This window comes from Chloracidobacterium sp., assembly GCA_015075585.1.
In the GTDB taxonomy this organism is placed as follows: domain Bacteria; phylum Acidobacteriota; class Blastocatellia; order Pyrinomonadales; family Pyrinomonadaceae; genus OLB17.
Map to the genome: position 1 here is coordinate 84,232 of JABTUB010000002.1, position 21,833 is coordinate 106,064.

A 21,833-nucleotide genomic window follows, 5' to 3' on the forward strand; every position below is an offset into this window, starting at 1 on the left:
ACGAGTGCGTTGTTCATTTTGAGGTTGGGCGAGTTATCGCAGGAAAGATCGATCAATAGCGTATAATTTTGAATCTATGGATTATCGAGAATACATTACGATGGAACCAAACAAACGCGGAGGCAAGCCCTGTATTCGCGGACTAGGAATCACGGTTGCAGAGGTTTTAGACTATATGGCTTCGGAAATGACCGATGACGAAATTCTCAAAGATTTTCCAGATTTAACCTGTGATGATTTGAAAGCTTGTATCGCTTTCGCTGCGGATCGTGAACGCACACTGATGACCGTACCGGTTGTACGAAACTAAATGCAACAAAGCCTGATCACAATCGCATACATCGCCGCGAGTGCGTTGTTCATTTTGAGTCTTGGCGGGCTTAGCCAGCAGGAGACCGCGCGGCGCGGCAATTGGTTCGGCATCGTCGGGATGTTGATAGCCTTGGTCGCGACGGCTGCGGCAATGAACGTCGGCGGCCTGCCGCTGCTCATTGGCGCGCTTGCGCCGGGGCTTGTAATTGGAGCGATACTTGCGGCGCGAGTCCAAATGACGTCGATGCCAGAGTTAGTGGCGATCCTGCACAGTTTTGTAGGTCTGGCGGCGGTGCTTGTGGGCTTTGCAACATATCTTGACCCGACGGCTCCGATAAAAGAGGCCGCCGAGCACAGCCTTCATCTTGGCGAGATCTATGTAGGCGTCTGCATTGGTTCGATCACATTCACAGGCTCGGTCATCGCGTTCCTAAAGCTGCGGGGTTCGATCAGCGGCAGGCCGCTCCTGCTGCCGGGCCGCCATATCATTAACCTTCTGATGCTGCTAGCCACGGTCATCCTCGGCGTCTATTTCTTCACGCTCAGCGGGACGAGCCATTCGGATGCGGCGGCTTACGTGTTGCTTGCGGCAACGATCTTGACAGGAATCTTGGGCCTGCACTTTATAATGGCGATCGGCGGCGCGGATATGCCCGTTGTCGTTTCGATGCTAAACAGCTATTCAGGTTGGGCGGCGGCGGCGGCGGGCTTTATGCTTGGCAACGATCTGCTGATAATCACGGGAGCTCTCGTCGGTTCATCGGGTGCGATCCTTTCGGCGATCATGTGCAAGGGCATGAACCGTTCGTTCGTCAGCGTGATGCTGGGCGGCTTCGGCACCGAGAGCACGGGCACACACTCGGCATCCGCCGCACCCGCGGGCGATGTCAATAGCATTGACGCGCCCGGAGCGACAGACCTGCTGCAGGCTGCGAAAAAGATCATCATCGTTCCGGGATACGGCCTTGCGGTCGCACAGGCTCAGCACTCGCTTGCCGAGGTCGTCAAGATACTTAAGGGAAAAAACATTGAGGTAAAGTTCGCGATCCATCCGGTTGCAGGCCGCTTGCCGGGCCATATGAACGTCCTGCTCGCCGAGGCGAATATTCCGTATGACATTGTTTTTGAGATGGACGAGATCAATGACGAATTCCGCTCATCGGACGTCGCGTGGGTGATCGGTGCCAACGATATCGTCAACCCGTCGGCGCTGGAAGACCCCGGCTCGCCGATCGCCGGAATGCCCGTGCTGCATGTATGGGAAAGCCGCGATGTGATCGTTATGAAACGCTCGATGGCAAGCGGCTATGCCGGTGTCGATAATCCGCTCTTCTACAAAGACAACACGCTGATGCTCTTCGGCGACGCCAAGAAGGTCGTTGATGAGATCCTGACCGAAATGCGGGGTTAGTTTTCGCTGTTATCGAGTCATTCTAAGCATTGATTTGAGTTCGCTCAGCTTTTCGAGCGGAAGCCGTTCGGGGCGCTTTGCGTGAGCAGTGCATCAACGGGGCAAGCCTCCGCAATGATCGGCGCTCACCCATGTTTCGGTGTGTTGATCTTGTGCGGATAACCCATTTTTCTGCTGAGATTTACCTGAATATTTCGGTACGCGATATTTTCGACAATATAATGCGCGGTTGTGCTAAAATCTCATCGGTTCGATAAGCAGACAGATGGCACTTGGTATCGTCATCCATATTTCGACCGGCACCGAAAAGCGTACCGAGTTCTTTTCGCAGGAACACATACGCATCGGTGCCGATGAGACCTGCGACCTTCAGGTAAACCTGCCGAACGGCGGGCCGGCGGGCGTGTGGCTTGATCTTGAAAATGCCGACGGCGTCTATCGCGTCATCAACTTTGACGAGGCGATGGGCGTTTCGGTAAATGACAAGCCGATACGCCGTTACATCGCGCTTACCGACGGCGATCGTGTGGCGATGGGCGACACCGGAGTTGAGTTCGCTTTCTTTGCCCTAGAGAGCCGTTCGTCATTGATCCGGACCGGCCGTGACCGGTCGCATATCGCTCAGTTCATCGAAGAGGCGGCCCTTGAGAGTTCGTCATCCGCAAAACGCGACGACGCCAAGGCATTCCTTCGCGAATTCACCCGTGAACTCGCCCGCGAGATCTCTTGGACAACCAAGGCCATCGTTATGGTGTTGCTCGCCGGTTTCATCACGGGCGTTGTGTACATCGGTTACGCCATCAACAGACAGCTTACCGAAAGCCGAAACACGGCAAATTCGCAGGCTGATCTGATTCGGCGGCTCGAAGGAGAGCTTCAAAAGACCGGCGACAAGATCGGCGAGCTTAATAAATCAAACGAAGATCTGATAAAGACCGTCTCGCTCGCTCCGAACCTTCGTGTCGAATACGGCGGCGCCGTCGGCCTGATAGTCGGGGTTTATGACATTGTCGATAAAAGGACCGGCAAGGTGCTGCGTTATGCCGACCCGCAATCGCTGAAGCCGAATCCGTACGAGCCCCCTTCGGAAGATCCCGGCCATCCGAGCTATCCGAACGCGATAGGCATTACCACCGAAGGCAGTGGCTCGCCTATCGAGTACGACTTTATCGGGACAGGTTTTCACGTCGGCGGCGGTTATATCGTTACGAATCGCCATGTCGTTCAGCCGTGGGAAGAGGACGATCAGGTCAAACAAATTATGGCGGTCGGCAACGGAAAGCCGCGCGTCAAGAAACTCGTACTTTACTTCCCCAGATACGCTCAGCCGTTCCCGTTGAAGGTTCGTCAGCTCGGCAGCCGCGAAGATCTTGCTATCGCATCCATCGACCCGGCGATCCTGCCGTCCGACCTGCCGATCATTCCGCTCGATCCCGATTCGACCTCAGCGGCTATCGGTAAAACTGTGGTAACGATGGGTTATCCGAGCGGCCCTGATCGGCTGCTTGCGATGATCGACGACGACCAGGCAAAGTCGATCAATCAGCGGTTCGGCAACTCACGCGTCGCTCTGATCGATTTTCTCGCGCAGTCGCAGAAGATCGTGCCGCTCACCACACAAGGCCTCATCACCGATCTTGATGCAAATCGTATCGTCCATGACGCGAAGACTGCTGAGGGAGGCTCCGGAGCACCGCTTTTCGGACAGGCCGGTAAAGTTATCGGCGTAAATTTTGGCGTATTTACCGAGAATACTGCCGCCAACATGGCGGTGCCTGTAAAATTTGCGGTCGATCTGCTGCGTAAAGCCGGCTGGCAGCCGCCTGAGGAATCCAACAAAGAAAGTGAACCGGTAACCACGCCGCCGGAGACTGCCGCTCATTGAAAAGGCTGCGTTCGTCAGGCGTGCGTGCTTTCCGACATCATCCAATCACGATCTTTTTCGCCTAATTCTGCAATAAGCGTCATCAGATGGTCGCCGATCTCCTTGTGTGTTCGCCGGCGGTCGCCGCGTTCATAGAACTCTGTAAGATCTGCTCTCTCGCCGAACCATATCCGAACCTTCCCGCCTCCGCGCCAGTTGCCGAGTATTTGCCTCGGAAGGTCGTTGCCGAGACCGGCGATGAACACAGGTATCACCTGCGGGCGTGCATCAAAAATGACCTTCCCGATCCCGGGCTGTGCCGGCAAAAGGTCATAAGGACCGCCTTCAAGGTTCCGTTTGCCCTCGGGATGAAAACCAATGACATGGCCGCTCCCGCCCTCAGCGAGCTGTACGAGACGCCGAAGTGAATATTTATCGAACTCCCGCTTCGACGCCTCGCCGGCTTCGCGAAAGAACGGCGGATACATCGAGAACCAGCCCATAACAAAGTTTACGAACCAACCTACAAGGCTTGAGTAAAAGAACTTTGCCCTGACCGGAAAATAAAGCAGCATAGGCCGCCGCGTTCGCCTGAACAGCACGCTTGAGACGGTGTACATATCAAAGAACGAACGATGGTTCGCTACGAGCAGCAGCGGCCTCTTTGCATCAGAATGCTCGACATTCTCGAGACCGAAGACGTTCATCAAATTATACGTCGCCAGAAATATCCAAAGGCTTCCGATATGCCGTTGAAAGAAGGTCATTAGCCGCTTCCAACCGCCGAGATTCATACGATGAGCCAGTCGAAAACCGAGCCTTTCGGTACTCGAGAGTACCGCCAACTCTTCGCGGGTAGGCAGAAGCGGCACTTCGGTCGCAGTCGAGAGCGTGTTAGTCGGTTTGTCGATAGATCCGGTCGTCATCGAAGTTGTCCATTTTACCATTTCACCGCCCTTTCGCGCAGGCTTGACCCGGCGTGGTTTCAGTGGACATTACGGTCAACATAAAATACCATTGTCAAATCCCGCTTTGTCCTAGCTATCGTCAACGACGTAGCCGAAAGCGGCGGTCTTTTCCGCCATCCGGCATCGGGTTTATCCAGTTCTAAAGGGAGCTACATATGTATTTTCGAATGACTTTTTTCTTCGCCGCTTGTCTGGCGATCCTACTGATGGCAGGTCTCATTTCTGCACAAAGCGTCCGACCGGGAATTTGGAGCGAAAAAGACCCGTCAACAATGGAACAGTTCACGGTTCAGCCGCTTCGCCCGACAGCCTTTAAGGTCTTTGGCCTTGACGGCCGGGCAATGCGGGCTGAGCTGAACGCCGCACCCGAAGAATTCTCAGCCTCTGCACTCAAAAAATATATCGAGCTGCCGATGCCGAACGGAACGCTCCAGAAGTTTGAGATCGAGCATTCGCCGATCATCGAAAAGGGCCTTGCGGACAAATTCCCTGCTCTTGCGGCAACATACACTGCCCACGGCGTCGATGACCCGACTGCCACGGCCAGGATCGATTTTCTGCCGAGCGGTTTCCACTCGATGGTCCTTTCGACACAGGGCACCGTTCTTATAGATCCGTGGGTAGAAGGTGATACCGAGAACTACATCGTTTATTACAAAAAGGATTTTCCGCGCGATCGGCAGTGGGTGTGCAACTTTGACCGGAGCCTCGAAAGTATGAAGCTTGCCGACGGTTTCAATGCCAACGACTTCATACCGGAATCTTCGGCAAATGTAACATCAGGAACAACACTTCGTCAGTATCGCCTCGCTCTCGCGGCAGACTATGAGTACTGCCAAGCGGTCGGGGGCGGCACTGTTGCGGGATGTCAGGCGGCTCAGGTGCTCGTGATGAATCGCGTCAACGGTGTTTATGAACGGGACGTTGCGATCAGAATGAACATCATTGCAAATAATGACCTGATCATATTCGCTGCAGGTTCGACGAACTGCGGAGGGCAAGCCTGCACGGCGGCTAATGACCCGTACACGAATGATGACGGAGTAGCAATGCTCACCCAGAACACAACGACGCTGAACAATGTGATCGGTACCGCCAACTACGACATCGGACACGTTGTCTCGACGGGCGGCGGCGGTGTCGCGAATCTTAACGGCCCCTGCGGCAGTAATAAAGCACGCGGTGTAACCGGACTGCCGAACCCGGTCGGCGATCCGTTCGCGATCGACTACGTTGCCCACGAAATGGGCCATCAATGGGGCGCGAACCACACATTCAACTCGACCGTGTCGAATTGCAGCGGCAACCGCTCAGGCGGTAGTGCATATGAACCGGGAAGCGGCATTACAATAATGGGCTATGCCGGGATATGCGGAAATCAGAATCTTTCAAATCACAGTATCGATACATTCCATGTAAAGAGCCTCGAAGTGATCGTCAATTACAGTCAGGTTGGAAACGGCAATACTTGCGCCGTATCTTCACCGACAAATAATACGCCGCCGACCGTCTCTGTTGCGGGAACCGACACCTACAATATTCCTAAAGGAACGCCTTTTGCGCTTACCGCGGCGGGGTCAGACCAGGATGGGGACTCCCTGACCTACGATTGGCAGGAGTATGATCTCGGCAGTTCGACGACCGCAGTACCAAATACAGATGCCGACGGTAATGCCCGTCCGATCCTGCGGCCGTACCCTCCTACTGCCGGCCCGACACGGCTTTTCCCGTCGCTGCAGTATATTCTATATAATGCCAATGTGCCCCCTGCAACAAACTTCGGTTTCCTGACGGGTGAACTGCTCCCCGCGATCACGCGAACGATGAAGTTCCAGGTCGTGGCACGCGACAATCGTTTGAATGGCGGCGGCATCAACACGGCGACGGCAACAGTGAACGTTGACGGCAACAGCGGCCCGTTCAAGATCACGGCCCCTAATACAGCGGGCACGTTCAACGGCGGTTCACCGGTTGCGGTAACCTGGGATGCGGCTAACACTGCCTCAGCTCCGGTTTCTGCGGCGAATGTCAAAATATCGCTGTCCGCAGATGGCGGCCTCACCTTCACGCAGGTCCTTTCGGCAAGCACGCCGAATGACGGTTCTGAGAGTGTTACGCTTCCGAATATCGGCACGAATCAAGCACGTATCAAAGTTGAGGCAGTGAATAACATCTTCTTCGACATCAGCGATGCGAACTTTACGATCAACTCGGTTCCGTCAGCAGGCCCGCGTGCACCATTCGACTATGACGGCGACAACAAGACCGATCTCTCGATCTATCGTCCGTCAGTTGGTCAATGGTGGCATCAGAGGTCGAGCGACGGCGGCAATTATGCTGTTACATTCGGCAATTCGAGCGACAAGATCGTGCCGGCGGACTTCACCGGCGATCAGAAGACCGATTGGGCTCTGTTCAGGCCTTCGACCGGTGAATGGTTCGTTCTTCGAAGTAACGATCTGACGTACTACGCGTTCCCGTTCGGCACGAGCGGCGATATACCGGTTACGGGCGATTTCGACGGGGACGGCAAGGCGGATGCGGTCGTATTCCGCCCGTCAAATAATACTTGGTTTATCCAGAAGTCAGGCGGCGGTACCGACATTTTCAATTTCGGCGCCTCGGGCGACAAACCCGTAGTCGGCGATTACGATGGCGACGGCAAGGCCGACATCGCTATCTATCGTCCGTCGGTCGGCGAATGGTGGCTGAGAAAGAGTTCCAACGGAGCTGTCTTCGCTGCAACATTCGGCAGCTCGACCGACAGGCCGGTGCCGGGATACTGGACCGCGGACAACAAGGCCGACATTGCCTTCTGGCGGCCTTCGACAGGCCAGTGGTTCATTCTTCGTAGCGAGGACTTCTCGTATTACGCATCCGCATTCGGAGCGAACGGAGACGTACCGGTTCCGGGTGATTATGACGGGGACGGCCGTTTCGATACTGCCGTTTTCAGGCCGTCAAACAACACGTGGTATATCCAGCGATCGACGGCCGGAACACTCATACAGGCGTTCGGTTCGACCGGCGATATCCCGACACCAAGTGCCTATGTGCCGTAAATTGCGGCGAGACCTAACGCAAAAAGCGGGAAGCTCATTATTCGAGCTTCCCGCTTTTGTTTATGAAAATTGATCTTTAGCGATAGACCTTTGAAACAAATCTGCCGGCCATAAAGACCTTCGGGTCGATCTTGCTCTGAAGCAGGACTCCTTTGTAATTTCCGCTCAGGAGCATCATTGCCGATTCGCACAGAGGCGCGGCTGTCGTAGTTTGTATCGCCCGCAAGCTATGTCCGTTGACCTCGAGCGGCTCAACAAAATACGCTTTCTCGACCATTCGCCTCCGTCCGCCGGCATCAAAACCATCGACGGCGGCGTGTACAAGCACAAGATCATCCTCGACCGAAGGAACCGCTGCCAACATCTCTTCCTGCAAACGGCCGCTCAGATTCTCCCCATCGTCCAGCTTTGCTATAAGCGACTCGACCCAACTGTAATGACCGACATACCGCAGCGTCTTGTAATCCAGCGAACGGGCCTTGCCCTTGAAATGATCAGGCAGGTCTGCAGCACCACCCGAGGTCAGGTCGGCCTCATAAGTACGCGCTCCGATAACGATCACTTCGCGATCCGACAACGCCGGACACTCCGTAATTTCGAAGTCGCGTATTACCCGTGAATTCTTGACATATTCCGTCGCCACACCGATGGGCGACCACGTAAAGCCGTAAAAATGCGGTGCGTGTGCATGAGCGGTCAAAGCGCCGACCTTCATCGCAACGCGCTCGACCTGCTCATTCTCATATTTTCGGACAAATTCGCCGTAAAGGCCCATCGCCAATACGTTGATAAAACCCGGTGCAAGCCCCGTCTGCAAGATCAGTCCTGTCTCGGCATTTTCTCCGAGGCGAATGATCTCATCGGTCTCGGCGACATATTCCGTAAGGTTCGCGTAGTGGCACTTATGATCGACGGCAAATCTCGCCATTCTCGGAGCCTGCCCGCCCGGCGAACAATCGAGAAGGACATCGGCCCGCTCGAAAGCATCTTTCATTGCGTCGTTGATGCCGTCACGCGGCATCACTACCGTTTCGACAGGTGTCGTCTTAGCGGAACCCGCCTTAATTGTCTCGACTGCCCTGCTCAGATTGCTTTCTGAAATATCGCCGAGGATGATCGTAACATCCGTCTCGCTCCATTCCCTGAGCAAAAGCGCCGCTGCCTCGCCGATCCCGCCCGAGCCGGCAATAAATATCGATTTGTTCATAAACAGAGTTTATGTGAGAGAAAGCCCTACTTATGCAACATTTTACAATGTTGCCGAGGGCTTGGCTAATCGGCATTGTCGTTGGAGATCGCTCGCATGCCGCAAGCGGACACAGCGTCTAATCAATATTGAAATACTTTGCCTCAGGATGGTGAAGCACGATCGCCGAGGTCGATTGCTCAGGGTCGAGCATGAATTCATCGGTCAAGTTTACGCCTATCCGTTCGGGCTGCAAAAGCTCGAACAACTTGCCCTGATCTGAGATGTTCGGACACGCAGGATAGCCGAAGCTGTAACGCGAGCCTTGATACCCTTGGTGGAACAGCTTGGCAAGCTCAGGCGCATCATTGCCGGCAATTCCAAGCTCTTCACGGATACGCTTGTGCCACATTTCGGCAAGTGCCTCCGCCGATTCGACCGAAAGGCCGTGGAACAGTAAATAATCTGTGTAATTATCAGACTTGAAGAGTTTTGCGGAATACTCACTTGCTTGCCGCCCCATCGTCACGAGGTCGAATGCCACAACATCCGTCCTGCCCGAATCTATCGCCGCAAAATAGTCCGCAAGGCAGAGTCGCTTGCCGCCGCGTTGCTCGATGGGCTGACGCGGAAAGGTGAACCGCATCTTTTCTGTTTTGAGATCGTCCTCCCAGATTATCAGGTCATTTCCTTCCGAATTGCACGGAAAATATCCGTAGACGACCTTGGCCTGAAGAAGCTTATGTCGAATGGCGTTGGCCTTTACCTCGGCGAACTGCGGATAGACGGTGCCCTCAAGTATCGCCTTATATTCATCTGCCGAACGCTTTCCCTGCTTGTATTGCCACTGACCCTTGAATAAGGCGGTCTCGTTAACAAAGTCGAAGACCTTTGTCAGATCAGTTATTTCGACAACCTTCGTCCCGTAAAAGGGCGCCTGTGGTATCGCAACATCGGCGGCAACATCCGAACGAACCGTGTGCGAGGTATCTCCGCTCGAACGCGTTGAAACGCGTGCCGCGATCGTGCCGAGCTTTGCATCGTCACCGACAAGGTCCTCGGATGCCGGCATATCGTCGGCAATGCTTTCAGCGGCCACTGTACCTGAGCTTGCGGCGGCGGCCGATGCTCTTGCTTCGGGGCCGGTCAATGCGTCCATCGCGTGCAGGCCGTCAAAGGCGTCGCGAGCGTAGAAGAGTTTGCCGTTGTAAAGCGGCATAAGGTCTTGATCGACATACCTCCGGTTCAGAGCCGCTCCGCCGAGCACCACCGGCGTCCTTATCGAACGCTCGTTCATAAGGTCGAGATTGTCGCGCATTATGAGTGTCGATTTCACAAGCAAACCGCTCATACCGATGGCGTCGCAATTTGTCTCCTCGGCGGCACGAAGGATGTCATCGATCGGCTGCTTGATGCCGAGATTTACGACCTTGTAGCCGTTGTTCGTCAGAATTATATCGACAAGGTTCTTTCCGATGTCGTGTACGTCGCCCTTGACCGTTGCGATCACCATCGTCCCCTTATTAACGCCTTCGACCTTGTCCATAAATGGTTCAAGGAACTTCACAGCCGCCTTCATCGCTTCTGCCGACTGCAAAACGAACGGAAGCTGCATCTGCCCCGAACCGAACAGATCGCCCACGGTTTTCATACCGTCAAGCAGAATGTCATTTATGATCTCAAGCGGCTTATACGTTTCGAGCGCCGATCGCAATGAATCTTCGAGGCCGATCTTCTCGCCGTCGATGATGTGGTGCTTGAGTTTCTCGTCAATGGGCAAGTTCGAAAGATCGGGCTTTATCGACTGTGCAGTTTTGCCCTCAAAGAGCTTTGTAAATTCGACAAGCGGATCATAAACACATATATCCTGCTCGAATTTACGGCGGTCGTAGATGAGGTCGCGCGCTGTCTCGATCTCCAGCTCGTTGAAACGTATAAGCGGCAATATCTTAGAGGCATTAACGATGGCTGAGTTCATTCCCGCCTCAACGCAGTCATGCAGAAAGACGGAATTCAGCACCACGCGTGCCGCAGGGCTTAGGCCGAACGAAATATTAGAGATACCGAGAATGATGTTCGCATCCGGCATTTCTTCTTTGATCCGGCGTACGGCCGCAATGGTCTCATCCGCGTTCTTTCGGTCTTCCTCAATTCCCGTTGATATAGGCAGTGCCAGCGGATCGAAGAAGATATCGTGGGCTTGAATTCCGAATTCGGTCGCCTGCTTATGGGCACGCCGTGCGATGGCAAGCTTGTTCTCTGCCGAGCGGGCCATTCCGTCCTCGTCGATCAGGCCTATGACGACCGCTGCTCCGTACTCACGGGCAAGCTCGAGAACCTTTAAGAATCGAGGCTCGCCATCCTCGTAGTTGGTTGAGTTCAGGATCGACTTGCCGCCTGCGTGTTCGAGTCCGGCCTCCATCTTCTCCCATTCGGTCGAATCGAACATCAGCGGGATCTTCACGTTCGTAACCAAGCGTGATGCAAGTTCGTGCATATCCGATACGCCGTCGCGCCCGACAAAATCGACGTTAACATCAAGCACGTGCGAGCCTTCTTTTTCCTGCGATTTCGCAAGCGATACAAGGCCGTCCCAATCCTCGGCATCGAGCAGGTCGCGCATCTTCTTCGAACCGGAGGCATTGACACGCTCACCGACGATAAGGAATGAAGCATCCTGTCTATAAGGCTGCTGAAAATATATTGACGATGCCGCGGGCGCCAGCTTCGCGTCACGCTGCTTCGGTGAGATACTGCCCAAACGCTCAACAAGCAGTTTGATATATTCCGGCGTCGTGCCGCAGCAGCCGCCGACGATGTTCGCACCGAAATCTTTCGCAAAATGCTCGACCTGCGATGCAAAGCTCTCGGGCGTTTCGTCGTAGTGCTGCTTGCCGTCCTTGACCTCAGGCAGGCCCGCATTCGGAAGGATCGATACCGGCAGCGGCGAGTTATCGCAAAGCCAGCGGAAGCTGTCCGTCATGTGGCGAGGCCCTGTACCGCAGTTCATTCCGATAACATCGATCGGATACGGCTCAAGCGCTGTGAGGGCCGCACCTATCTCGGTGCCGTTGAGCATAGTGCCGAAAACCTCGATCGTAACCTGAGCTATGACCGGCACGCGCATCTTGTGTTTCTTGAAATGATCGAAGATCGCGGCGAGTGCCGCCTTTGTTTGGAGTATGTCTTGACACGTCTCGACGATCAGCATATCAGAGCCGCCGTCCATGAGGCCGCGAACCTGTTCGACATACGCATTCTTCAGGTCGCGATAGGTGATGTGGCCGAGTGTCGGAAGCTTTGTGCCGGGGCCGATCGAGCCTGCAACAAAGCGCGGATGCTCCGTTGTCGAATAATCGCCCGCAAGGCGTTTCGCGATCTCGGCGGCCTTTTTGTTGATCTCGTAGCACTTTGCCGCGACACCGAATTCGGCGAGAACGACCTCGCTGCCGCCGAAAGAGTTGGTTTCGATCACATCGCAGCCGACGTCGAGAAAACTAGCGTGTACATTCTCGACAACATCAGGCCGCGTATAAAGCAAATTCTCAGAACAATTCTCAAATGACGGCCCGCCCCAATCGTCTATCGACAGATCAGCGGACTGCAGCGACACGCCCATCGCACCGTCAAAAATGACGATCTTTTCTTTTAACAACGCCTGAAGATCCATTTTGCCTCTTTCCCCTTGATCAGCGGCCGCACCGCAAAAGCTCGTTTCGCGCTACGGCCTGTAAAACAAAAACCCTATGCCGCAACAAGCACAGAGTCTTCGTGAAATGCCAAGTTAACTCCTGCTGTTTAGCCGATTTTTTTACGTGGCCGCAAGTTGCAATAACTCACCACAACCTCAAGTCTAAACACCGCATCGGGCACAAGTCAATTCGGTTCGAGTCCGCAAACCATAGCAGCGGCGGCAGAATTTGCCGTTATTTTACTTGCTGCGTCCCGATATAGAAGTTCGCATCGGCTGCGAAAGACGCGATCGGCGAGCCGAGATCAAGGACCTGCTCCGTCTCGGCCGGCTTGAGCCAAACCTCCTTCCCGTTGATCGTTGTTCTCAGCGGCATATTAAACCCTGCAACGACGTTCGCCCATTGGTAGGTCAGTCGCGTTCCGTCGATCTTATACCGAAGCTGCGGTATCTTCGTCGTTCGCAAATACTGGTCGAAGACCTTGCCAAGATCAACGCCTGCGTGCTGCGAAATGTACGATTCGATCTGCTGCGTCGTCACGGTCTGATGCCAAAAGTCCTTATTCAACCCGCGTAGTATCGAACGCCATTTGCCGTCATCATTCACCACCTGGCGGATCGTGTGCAGCATATTGCCGCCCTTGTTATACATATCGCCCGAGCCTTCGCGGTTCGAGCCGTAAGTACCTATGATCGGCTGATCGTTCAAAATATCGCGCCGCTCGCCGATGACATACTCCGAGCCTTCCTTTTTACCCCAATAATATTCGACAAAAAGATTCTCAGAATAATTGGTAAAGCCTTCATGGATCCACATATCGGCAGCGTCGCGCATCGAGATATTGTTGCCGAACCACTCGTGCCCCGATTCGTGCACAATGATGAAGTCGAACTTGAAGCCGATACCGGTGTAGCTAGTGTCGCGTCCGCGGTAACCGTTGCGGAACCAATTGCCGTACGTAACCGAACTTTGGTGCTCCATTCCGGCATAAGATACCGTAACCAGCTTATAGCCGTCCTCATACCAAGGATATTTGCCGAACCAATACTCGAATGCCTTCAGCATACGCGGCACTTCCTTGAACTGCCGCATCGCGGCCTCTTTCTGATGCGCAAGAACCCAGTAGCTTATATCCAGGTCGCCGCCCTCGCCTCTGTACACTTCAGACCAGGTAACGTATTTTCCGATATTCGCATTGACGCCGTAGTTGTTTATCGGGTTAACAACCTCCCAATGGTATGTTCGCGTTTTTTCCTTTTCATCGTGATCGACACCCTTCAGCCTGCCGTTCGAAACACCGACAAGGTCCTCGGGAACCGTCAGGTTTATCTTCATGCCGCGGTCGGGTTCGTCGTAGCCGATATCCTTGTTGGGCCACCAAACACTCGCACCGATGCCTTGGCACGTCGTGTTGATGAACCAATTGCCAAGATCATCGTGTCCCCATTGTACGCCGCCCGTCCACGGCGGATTTGTCGCCACGGTCGGCCGGCCCTCGTAAAAGATCGTTACGCTGTCCTCAATGCCCTGCGAAAGTTCGGACGCAAAATCGATCCAGAACACATTGCCCTCGCGTTCGAATTTGAGTTCCTTGCCTCCGCTTACAGCCTTTGTGATCACAAGCGGCATCTGCAGATCGATCTGCATCCGGCGGCCGGCCTTCAAGGTCTTGAAAGTGATCGTATTTGAGCCTTTTATCGATCGCGTCTCGGGCATAAAGCGTACTGAAAGGTCATAATGCTGCACATCCCACCACGCTCGTTCAGGCGTTATCGAGCCGCGAAGCATCTCTGCCCTGCTGATCGGGCCGTTCTGAGCGAACGCTCCGACAAACGCCGCAAGAATGATAAATGCCGCCGCGGTCGATAAACGAATGTCACGCACGCTGAAACTCTTTATGATCATCTTTGCCTTCGTCAACATATCTCCCGGTGTAGAGCAAAATGCCCTACTGCTTTAGCGCCGCTTTGAACCGTGCTTCCTGCGCCGCGACGAACGGCAGCAGCCCCGGAATATTCTTGAACTTTTCCTTAGCAAGGTCAAAAAGTTCCTGGCCGCGCGGGTCAGCAAGCTCGGTTGCCGCTACCAAACCATCAACAGCGCCTTGAATGTCGTTCCGCTCGAGAGCCTGCTTGGTCCTTTGGGCGATCAATGGATATGCTCGCTGATCGCCTTTTCCTGTTGCCGCGACGACCATCACGGCGGTATTGCGGACATTTTTCGACAACGACCCGTTGCTGACAGCGGCAAGCGCCGGGCCGAACGAGCGTTTGTCGGCAAGCTGAGCAAGCCCCGTATAACCCGCACTTGCAAGCCGCCCGTGCCAAGACGGTGTATTCGAAAGCTTTGTCAGCAATTCGAAAGCACGCGGATCCTTACTCTTGCCGAGGGCCCAAGCCGCTCGGTTGACCACTTGATAACTGGGATCGGCGATCATCGAAACAGCGATATCTGCCGTTTGTTTACTTGCATCTCGTCCCAGAGTTCCGATCGCATCGGCTCTGATCGCCGGAGCAGGATCCTTTACAAGCTTTAACGCGAGAGCTTCGATCTCGGCACTCGGTTTTGTCCCGGATGCCGTGCCGTCCCGGTTTCCCGCGGGTTTCGTGACCGCTCTGAAAGCGTCATCACGAATGCGCCAGAACGCATCTTTTTCCGCCGTCGTGATCATTGCGTTAACGATACGCCCGCGGTCAGGGCCTGAAAGCTTTTTCTCCAACTCTTCCAGCGCCCATTTGCGACCGAGAACATCCTTGTCGTTCTCCATCTGATAGATAAGGTCATCCGTAGATTTTTCAAAGGTCATCTCTTTCAGCAGAGTGCCCTCGTAATCGAAATTGACGAGTTTCGGCTTTGTCGCGGCATCGAAGGTCCAGACGTTCGTCTCTTTTGGCTCCATCCAAACGCGTGAAACCTTACCGTCTATCTCAATATCAACATACGATTGAAAATACGCCGTTTGCGGATATTCATTATTGGGATCGACCTTTTGTGTCTGTTTGGCCGTCAAGGTCAACTTCTTCGCATTTTCGTCGTACGACTGCGTGATCTCGAAGATCGGATGTCCCATTCGGTAAAGCCACTCGTCAAAGAACCAATCCATTGCTTGGCCCGTGGTCTCTTCAATGGCGATCCGGAACTCTTCAGTCGAAACGGGCTGATGCGCGTTGGCCGTAAGATAATGCTTTAATGATGCCGAAAAGGCGGCGTCGCCCAAGTGCTTTCGCAGCATATGCAGAACGGATCCGCCGCCCGGATATGCATAAGAATCAAATATCGCATCCTTATTCTCGTAGTATTTCGTAACGATTGGTCTGCGCAGATCCGAATTCCACGACCTGAGCACCTGATCCTGATTACCGCTGATATCGGTGTAAAGGAATTCATCATGGCCTTTCAGCTTCTCGGTCCACATCGCCTGCATGTAGGTGGCAAAGCTCTCATTCAGCCATATCTGCCCCCAATCGCGGCAGGTAACATAGTCACCGAACCATTGATGTGCGAGTTCGTGCGACTGGAGCGACTCGCTGTCGTTATCAAGCAGCTCACGCTCGTCGTGGATCATTTCTTCGATCTGTGTCGTAGCCGAAATATTCTCCATCCCGCCGCCAAAATCTTCGACAAACGCTTGTGAATACTTGGGATACGGATATTTAACGCCCGTTACCTCCGAAAAGAATTTCATCGTCGCGGGCAGGTTCTTAACTGTGGCCGCAACTTCTTTTGTCTCATTGGTATAGCCAAAGTTATACACCGGGATGCCATCAAAGTTCTGCGTTACGGGCGTAGTTTCGGCAACCACTATGGATGTCAAATAATTTGCATACGGCTGATCCATGACCCAGCGGAACGTTCGTGTGCCATCCTTATTGTCGCGTAAACTCTCAAGCTTTCCGTTCGAGACCACGTAGAATGGCTTCGCCGCCGTAGCGGTCAGCGTCGTCGTCCTGAAATCATTTGGCGTATCGTACGACGGGAACCAATAGCGGTTGAACTCGGTCTCGCCCTGCGACCATATTTGATGCGGCTTGTTCGGCTCATCCTCGGTTGGCTTAATAAACCGCAGGCCACGGCCGAACCCGCCGATAGGAGTGTCGCCCATCGCCGTATTCACGTAATTCGTCTTGTAATCGACTTTGACCTTTACCGTCTCGCCGACGCTCACGAATCGGCCGAGGTCGATCGAAAGATTGTCGTTCGCCAGCTTGCCGTCGTATGTGAATTTCAGCGGCACTCCGTTCATTGAAACGCCCTCGATGCTCATCATCGCGGCATCGAGCGTTATCACGCGAGTTGTTGTAAACGGAACAAACGTGATAGCTGACGAACCGGCCGCCTGCTCCTTGTCCCAGTCGAATTTAAGATCGATGTCAATGTGCTTGACGTCGATCTCGCGACTTCGGATCCAATTTACCGGCGGCAGTTTCTTGACCTCGCCGTCCTTTTGGACGAACGGATCGTATGGCCTATACGGCACGGCCGATGCAGGCGTTGATGAGAATGCAGTGATGAACAGAAACAGTACAAGCAGGAAATATGGGCGTGTTTTCATAATATATCAGCCTCGCAATATGTCGCGATTACGACGCCGAAAGAACAAATGTTTCAACTAGCACGGATTTAAAAACGAATCTGCGGAAAAACTGCCGAAAAACCGGCGTCGAACAAAGCGGTTCGATACCGGTCGTCGATGCAAACTATTGTAACGCTCAAATAAATGGAACGGATCAGCAACTCACTTAAGCAGGCAGCGGTCTAACGCACAAGTTACGTTCCGGGGCGATCACGGCAATGTCAGATACGCGGCCGGAACGGGCCGATCGCTGCCGAGCCCGAAGTTACGGATAAGAAGGCTGCCTGCTGTACCGTTGATCCACCAAGTGCCGATCGTCGGCCGAAACACCGCAGGATCGGCCTTACCGTCACCATCGTAATCAGCGGGAACGGGAATGTCGCCATTCGTGCCGAACGGCAGGGCGAAATAGCTTCCGTCCTCGCTTCTGAGTACGTACCAACTGCCGTCGCTTCTGCGCCAGACCGCAACATCGGCCTTTCCGTCACCCGTAAAATCCGCAGGCACGGCAGCGTCACCGTCAAGGCCGAATGTCGCCACAGAATGCGAATTTGTCGTACTCTTCATGATCCACCACTGTTTGCCGCCCGATCCGTTGCTTCTGACGATCGCCGGATCTGCCGCTTGGTCACCGTCATAATCAGCCGGTACGGGCACATCCTGCCAACTGCCCCAAGTTACACTCCGCGGCGTTTCGGACGAACTTTGCAGGATCACAAAGCGGGCAGCCTCGCCTAAATTGTCGGTGGTCCTCCAAACAGCCAGATCCGCTTTACCGTCGCCATCATAGTCGGCCGGAGAAGGACGGTCGAACAGTATCGCCTGTAAGATGTTGGACGCACCCCATTCTTGCACCCGCACCGTATTGTTCGAGCTGTTGAGGATGTACCACTTGCTGTTCTCGTTCTTGCGGAAAACGGCAATGTCAGCCTTTCCGTCGCCGTCGTAGTCGGCAGGGACGATCGTATCGCCCTCTTTACCCCAATGCTGTACCGAATAGCCGCCCGTGCTGTTCAGGACGTACCAATCCGAGCTCGAAGGACGGAAAACGGACACGTCCGACTTGCCGTCGCCGTCAAGATCGAACGCCGCGGAACCTGCCGTTTCGCTTGCCTGCCGTTCAAATGCCCCTATATCCGAGCCGTCGCCGCCCGCCGCATTCGGAGCTGACGGGTCATCGTACGGCCGCACGCTGCCCCGCTGATCTGCTGTCAATGAGCCTGCATTGCCGGTATCAATAGCCGGGCTTCCGGGGAGCAGCAGATGTGTTTGAGTAATACCGCCGTAGTTCTTGAGCGGAGCGAGCAAAGGATCGGCACCGTAGATGTTTGTCGAAACATCGCCCGTGATGACGGCATTTTGCGGTGCCTGTATAAGATTGAAGCCGTTCGAAACAAAGTTACCGAACACGTCTGTGGCCTTACCGTTATTGTCGAAATTGTTCGCAAATACAGAACTCTTGGCCGTTATCGAAGTGGCAACAGAGATCACACCGCCCGCGGCACCGGTGTTTTTTGCGACAGTAACGTTCCTAAGCGTCAGGCTGACCAAGGAATTGATCCCGCCGCCGTCACTTCCTGAGCGATTTCCCGAGACCGTGCTGTTCTCTATTGTCCTGGGAGCCAAGCCGCCTGCGGAGATAAATATGCCGCCGGCTATATCGCTCGCGTGATTAAAGCTTACGGTCAAACCTGATGCCGTAAGGCCTTCGGCATATATACCGCCGGCCGAATCTGCCGTATTGTGCGAGACAGCCGAATCCGTTATCACCAGGTTTCCCCGAGAAAGTATGCCGCCGCCGCTCGCTCCTGCTTGATTACTTAGTATTCGAGCGCGGGTCAGTGTCGAACCGGATTGAGCTGCGATACCGCCGCCCTCGTATGAAGCCGTATTTCCGCTCACGGTCGTATCTGTGATCGTTAATGTACCGCCTGAAAAAATGCCGCCGCCGCTCTGCGCGGAATTGCCGAGGAATGTCGAATTAGCGATCGTTGTCCGCGCCGAGCCGGAAAGATAACCGCCGCCGGTGTTGACCGCCGAATTATGGAAGAACGATGAGTTATCAATGGTCACGTTGCCGCCTTCTCCCGTGACCGCTCCGCCCCAACCGCTTGTGTTCAAATAGAATATACTTCGGTCAATATTTAGAGTGGACGCTGAGCCTGTGAGTAACAAAGCCCCGCCGCTGTTCGAGTGATTCAGGTAGAAGGTTGAGTTCCTTATATCGACCGTTGCGTTATAAAAACCCCTGATCGCACCGCCGAATTGTCCGCCTTCATTGCCGCCGAACGAACAGTTGTCAGCCCGCACGGACGAGCCGAAAGCTACGATCGCACCGCCGCCAACCGGCTCGCGGCCAACTCCGTTGCCGTTCGTAAATGTAATTCCGGATACGGTAAGATCCGCATCGGACGTGACATAAATGATCCTGCTCACATTGTTGCCGCTTATCTTCAAAAGGCCGCTGCCTGGGCCGTTGACGGTCAATTTTCCGCTATTAGCAACAAAGAGTTCACCTTGCGTTAGCGTGATCATCTGCGGCGAACCGAAGATCGCAGCGTCGAACTCAATAGAATCATCGCCCGCCGCGGCGTTCGCGGCGGAAACGGCTTCACGCAGACTGCAATTTGCGTCACACGAGCCGTCATCGGTATCGGACGTCACATTCACGTTGAAAACCGCCGCTTGGACATTAAAAGCAAATACTGCGAAAACGAAAAGAATCAATAAGTTAAGCGCGATGTGTTTCATAAACACTGCCTCCGGGAGCCGAATTGAAAAAGGCCTGGCTGTATCTTATTTCCAAATATACACCGATTCGACCGCAACTTCCTGATCGTTTAGCGTAAAAACCGCCGAATTGTATAATTGGAAAATGTTCCGACGCGTCTACCTCGATAACAGCGCAACTACGCGCGTCGCCGACGAGGTCTTTGAGGCGATGCTGCCTTTCCTGCGCGATTCTTACGGAAATCCGTCAAGCATCCATCGCTTCGGCCAAGAGGCACGTACGGCTGTTGATAAAGCACGACATCAGGTTGCCGCAATGCTCAACGCGCGTCCGAACGAGGTCCTCTTTACTTCGGGCGGAACGGAATCGAACAACCTGGCCATTCGCGGCTTTGCGCAGACGAATGCAAAATACGGCAATCACATCATCACGTCGGCCATTGAACATCCTGCAGTTCTGAATGTCTGCGAAGACCTTGCAGAGCAAGGATTTGAAATAACACACCTTCCGGTATATGCGAACGGTATCGTCCGAATGGATGATCTCAACGCAGCGATCCGTGATGACACGATACTGATCACAATAATGGCAGCGAACAATGAGATCGGCACGCTGCAGCCTGTTGAGGCTATTGGTCGTCTTGTTCGCGAGCTCCGAAAAAGCGGCAGCAGGGTCCGCTTTCACACAGACGCCGTACAGGCCGTCGGCAAGATAACAACCGATGTCGAGGCGATAGGCTGCGATATGCTCTCGCTCTCAGGCCATAAGATCAATGCCCCGAAAGGCATCGGCGCACTCTATGTGAGGCGCGGCACGAGGCTGCACGCACAGAATGTCGGCGGAAGGCAGGAACGCGGCCTTCGAGGCGGAACAGAAGCGGTGCCCGGCATTGTCGGCCTCGGAACAGCCGCTGATATTGCCGCAAGAGAAATGCCGCAGGTTGCCGAAAGAACACGCCGGCTGCGCGACCGCATCGAGCAAAGCATCGCGGAACAGGTCAGCGACATAACCTTTAACGGCGACCGCATCGATCGATTGCCCAATATCGCAAACATCTCGTTCCGCGGCGTCGAGGGCGAAGGGCTTCTGATAAATCTCGACATGGCGGGCGTTGCAGTTTCGACGGGTTCGGCTTGCTCATCCGGCTCGCTTGAACCGTCGCCGGTGATACGCGCTCTCGACGCAGATGATGAGACCGCCAGAAGTGCCATTCGATTCAGCCTCGGCCGGTACAATTCGGACGATGATATCGACCGACTGCTTGAGATCCTTCCGCAGGCTGTCGAGAATCTTCGCCGCTTAGCTCCGCCCAAGTAACCTCTCAATACAAAAATGACCCGCCGATCGCTCGACGGGCCATTCGTCCACCCCGTACTGTCAGTGAACTGATCGTTGCCTAGTCGATCGAAAATCCGCAGTTAACTACGGGCGTGGTGGCCTTCTCTATCATCTCGGCAATACCGGCAATGATAATGCCATCGTTGAAGCCCGCGATGATGATGCCGTCTCCAAAGCCTGCAATGATAATGCCGGTGAGGTCTTTTGAAGTAGAACTCGTACACGGTGCCGGAGCATTCGGTGTCGAGTCATTAAATCCCGCTATGATTATGCCGTCGCCTGCGAAGCTTGTGCCAACCATAAGAACCATTGCGAGTACGAGTGATGCGAGTGTCTTTTTCATTTTTCTTCTCCTAAAAGTTTAAGTTTTCAGATTTCAGTTCCGTTGAGGTTCTGTTCTGCCTTACTCTATTACAATCGCCGTGCCACAATTGGACCATTCAACGAATGGGCCGCTAAGCCCTTATTACATAGTTATTTACAGTTTATAGATCAGCTAATAGTTCGAGTCGCTCATTTTTCATTCGGAGTGAATACTTATGTAACATCTTTAACATTTCGTACACGTAAGTATTGCGGTTAAAGTAGTTAAATAATCGGATAATTGGTATACAGTCGAGTGCTGTATACCTTATATCCAATGTAATAACAAGCCAAATATATTTGTGGAAAATACTGCACAAACATGTTAAACTC

Annotated in this window: 12 protein-coding genes; 5 read left to right on the top strand and 7 right to left on the bottom strand. The window is 53.9% G+C overall.

Annotated features, from left to right (window positions below; genetic code table 11):
* Positions 1-76 precede the first annotated feature (76 nt).
* From HS105_09450 to HS105_09460, 3 genes are all read left to right on the top strand, one after another.
* Entirely contained in the window at positions 77-310 is a 234-nt protein-coding gene (locus HS105_09450) for a DUF433 domain-containing protein (GenBank protein MBE7516815.1), read from the top strand.
* Positions 311-1,723, top strand: coding sequence for an NAD(P)(+) transhydrogenase (Re/Si-specific) subunit beta (locus HS105_09455; protein MBE7516816.1), 1,413 nt, complete (start codon positions 311-313; stop codon positions 1,721-1,723).
* A gap of 265 nt (positions 1,724-1,988) precedes the next feature.
* Complete coding sequence (locus HS105_09460) at positions 1,989-3,608, top strand: trypsin-like peptidase domain-containing protein (GenBank protein ID MBE7516817.1); 1,620 nt, start codon at positions 1,989-1,991, stop codon at positions 3,606-3,608.
* Between the two features lie 14 nt (positions 3,609-3,622).
* On the opposite strand, the gene HS105_09465 is transcribed toward HS105_09460, so the two are convergent.
* Positions 3,623-4,534, bottom strand: coding sequence for a 1-acyl-sn-glycerol-3-phosphate acyltransferase (locus HS105_09465; protein ID MBE7516818.1), 912 nt, complete (start codon positions 4,532-4,534; stop codon positions 3,623-3,625).
* 227 nt (positions 4,535-4,761) lie between these two features.
* Here HS105_09465 and HS105_09470 point away from each other — a divergent pair, with 227 nt between their 5' ends.
* Positions 4,762-7,617, top strand: coding sequence for a VCBS repeat-containing protein (locus tag HS105_09470; GenBank protein ID MBE7516819.1), 2,856 nt, complete (start codon positions 4,762-4,764; stop codon positions 7,615-7,617).
* A gap of 76 nt (positions 7,618-7,693) precedes the next feature.
* On the opposite strand, the gene HS105_09475 is transcribed toward HS105_09470, so the two are convergent.
* From HS105_09475 to HS105_09495, 5 genes are all read right to left on the bottom strand, one after another.
* Positions 7,694-8,824: a saccharopine dehydrogenase NADP-binding domain-containing protein gene (locus HS105_09475; protein MBE7516820.1), complete on the bottom strand. Its 1,131-nt coding sequence runs from the start codon at positions 8,822-8,824 to the stop codon at positions 7,694-7,696.
* A 118-nt stretch (positions 8,825-8,942) separates the two neighbouring features.
* Positions 8,943-12,473, bottom strand: coding sequence for a methionine synthase (metH, locus tag HS105_09480; GenBank protein MBE7516821.1), 3,531 nt, complete (start codon positions 12,471-12,473; stop codon positions 8,943-8,945).
* Positions 12,474-12,729: 256 nt separating this feature from the next.
* Entirely contained in the window at positions 12,730-14,400 is a 1,671-nt protein-coding gene (locus tag HS105_09485) for a M1 family metallopeptidase (GenBank protein ID MBE7516822.1), read from the bottom strand.
* A 43-nt stretch (positions 14,401-14,443) separates the two neighbouring features.
* A complete protein-coding gene (locus HS105_09490) occupies positions 14,444-17,047 on the bottom strand; it encodes a M1 family metallopeptidase (protein MBE7516823.1) in 2,604 nt (867 codons plus the stop codon).
* Between the two features lie 231 nt (positions 17,048-17,278).
* Positions 17,279-19,819, bottom strand: coding sequence for a VCBS repeat-containing protein (locus HS105_09495; GenBank protein MBE7516824.1), 2,541 nt, complete (start codon positions 19,817-19,819; stop codon positions 17,279-17,281).
* 124 nt (positions 19,820-19,943) lie between these two features.
* On the opposite strand from HS105_09495, the gene HS105_09500 reads away from it, so the two are divergent.
* Positions 19,944-21,116, top strand: coding sequence for a cysteine desulfurase (locus HS105_09500; protein ID MBE7516825.1), 1,173 nt, complete (start codon positions 19,944-19,946; stop codon positions 21,114-21,116).
* Positions 21,117-21,195: 79 nt separating this feature from the next.
* Here HS105_09500 and HS105_09505 read toward each other — a convergent pair whose 3' ends face one another.
* The gene (locus HS105_09505) at positions 21,196-21,480 is read right to left on the bottom strand and encodes a hypothetical protein (protein MBE7516826.1); all 285 of its coding nucleotides are present in this window, start codon (positions 21,478-21,480) and stop codon (positions 21,196-21,198) included.
* Positions 21,481-21,833 lie beyond the last annotated feature (353 nt).

What these genes read in the sequence shown, in the direction of transcription:
- HS105_09450 (MBE7516815.1), top strand. Translation starts at nt 77, where the DNA reads ATGGATTATCGAGAATACATTACGATGGAACCAAACAAACGCGGAGGC.
- HS105_09455 (MBE7516816.1), top strand. Translation starts at nt 311, where the DNA reads ATGCAACAAAGCCTGATCACAATCGCATACATCGCCGCGAGTGCGTTG.
- HS105_09460 (MBE7516817.1), top strand. Translation starts at nt 1,989, where the DNA reads ATGGCACTTGGTATCGTCATCCATATTTCGACCGGCACCGAAAAGCGT.
- HS105_09465 (MBE7516818.1), bottom strand. Translation starts at nt 4,534, where the DNA reads ATGGTAAAATGGACAACTTCGATGACGACCGGATCTATCGACAAACCG.
- HS105_09470 (MBE7516819.1), top strand. Translation starts at nt 4,762, where the DNA reads ATGGCAGGTCTCATTTCTGCACAAAGCGTCCGACCGGGAATTTGGAGC.
- HS105_09475 (MBE7516820.1), bottom strand. Translation starts at nt 8,824, where the DNA reads ATGAACAAATCGATATTTATTGCCGGCTCGGGCGGGATCGGCGAGGCA.
- metH (MBE7516821.1), bottom strand. Translation starts at nt 12,473, where the DNA reads ATGGATCTTCAGGCGTTGTTAAAAGAAAAGATCGTCATTTTTGACGGT.
- HS105_09485 (MBE7516822.1), bottom strand. Translation starts at nt 14,400, where the DNA reads ATGATCATAAAGAGTTTCAGCGTGCGTGACATTCGTTTATCGACCGCG.
- HS105_09490 (MBE7516823.1), bottom strand. Translation starts at nt 17,047, where the DNA reads ATGAAAACACGCCCATATTTCCTGCTTGTACTGTTTCTGTTCATCACT.
- HS105_09495 (MBE7516824.1), bottom strand. Translation starts at nt 19,819, where the DNA reads ATGAAACACATCGCGCTTAACTTATTGATTCTTTTCGTTTTCGCAGTA.
- HS105_09500 (MBE7516825.1), top strand. Translation starts at nt 19,944, where the DNA reads ATGTTCCGACGCGTCTACCTCGATAACAGCGCAACTACGCGCGTCGCC.
- HS105_09505 (MBE7516826.1), bottom strand. Translation starts at nt 21,480, where the DNA reads ATGAAAAAGACACTCGCATCACTCGTACTCGCAATGGTTCTTATGGTT.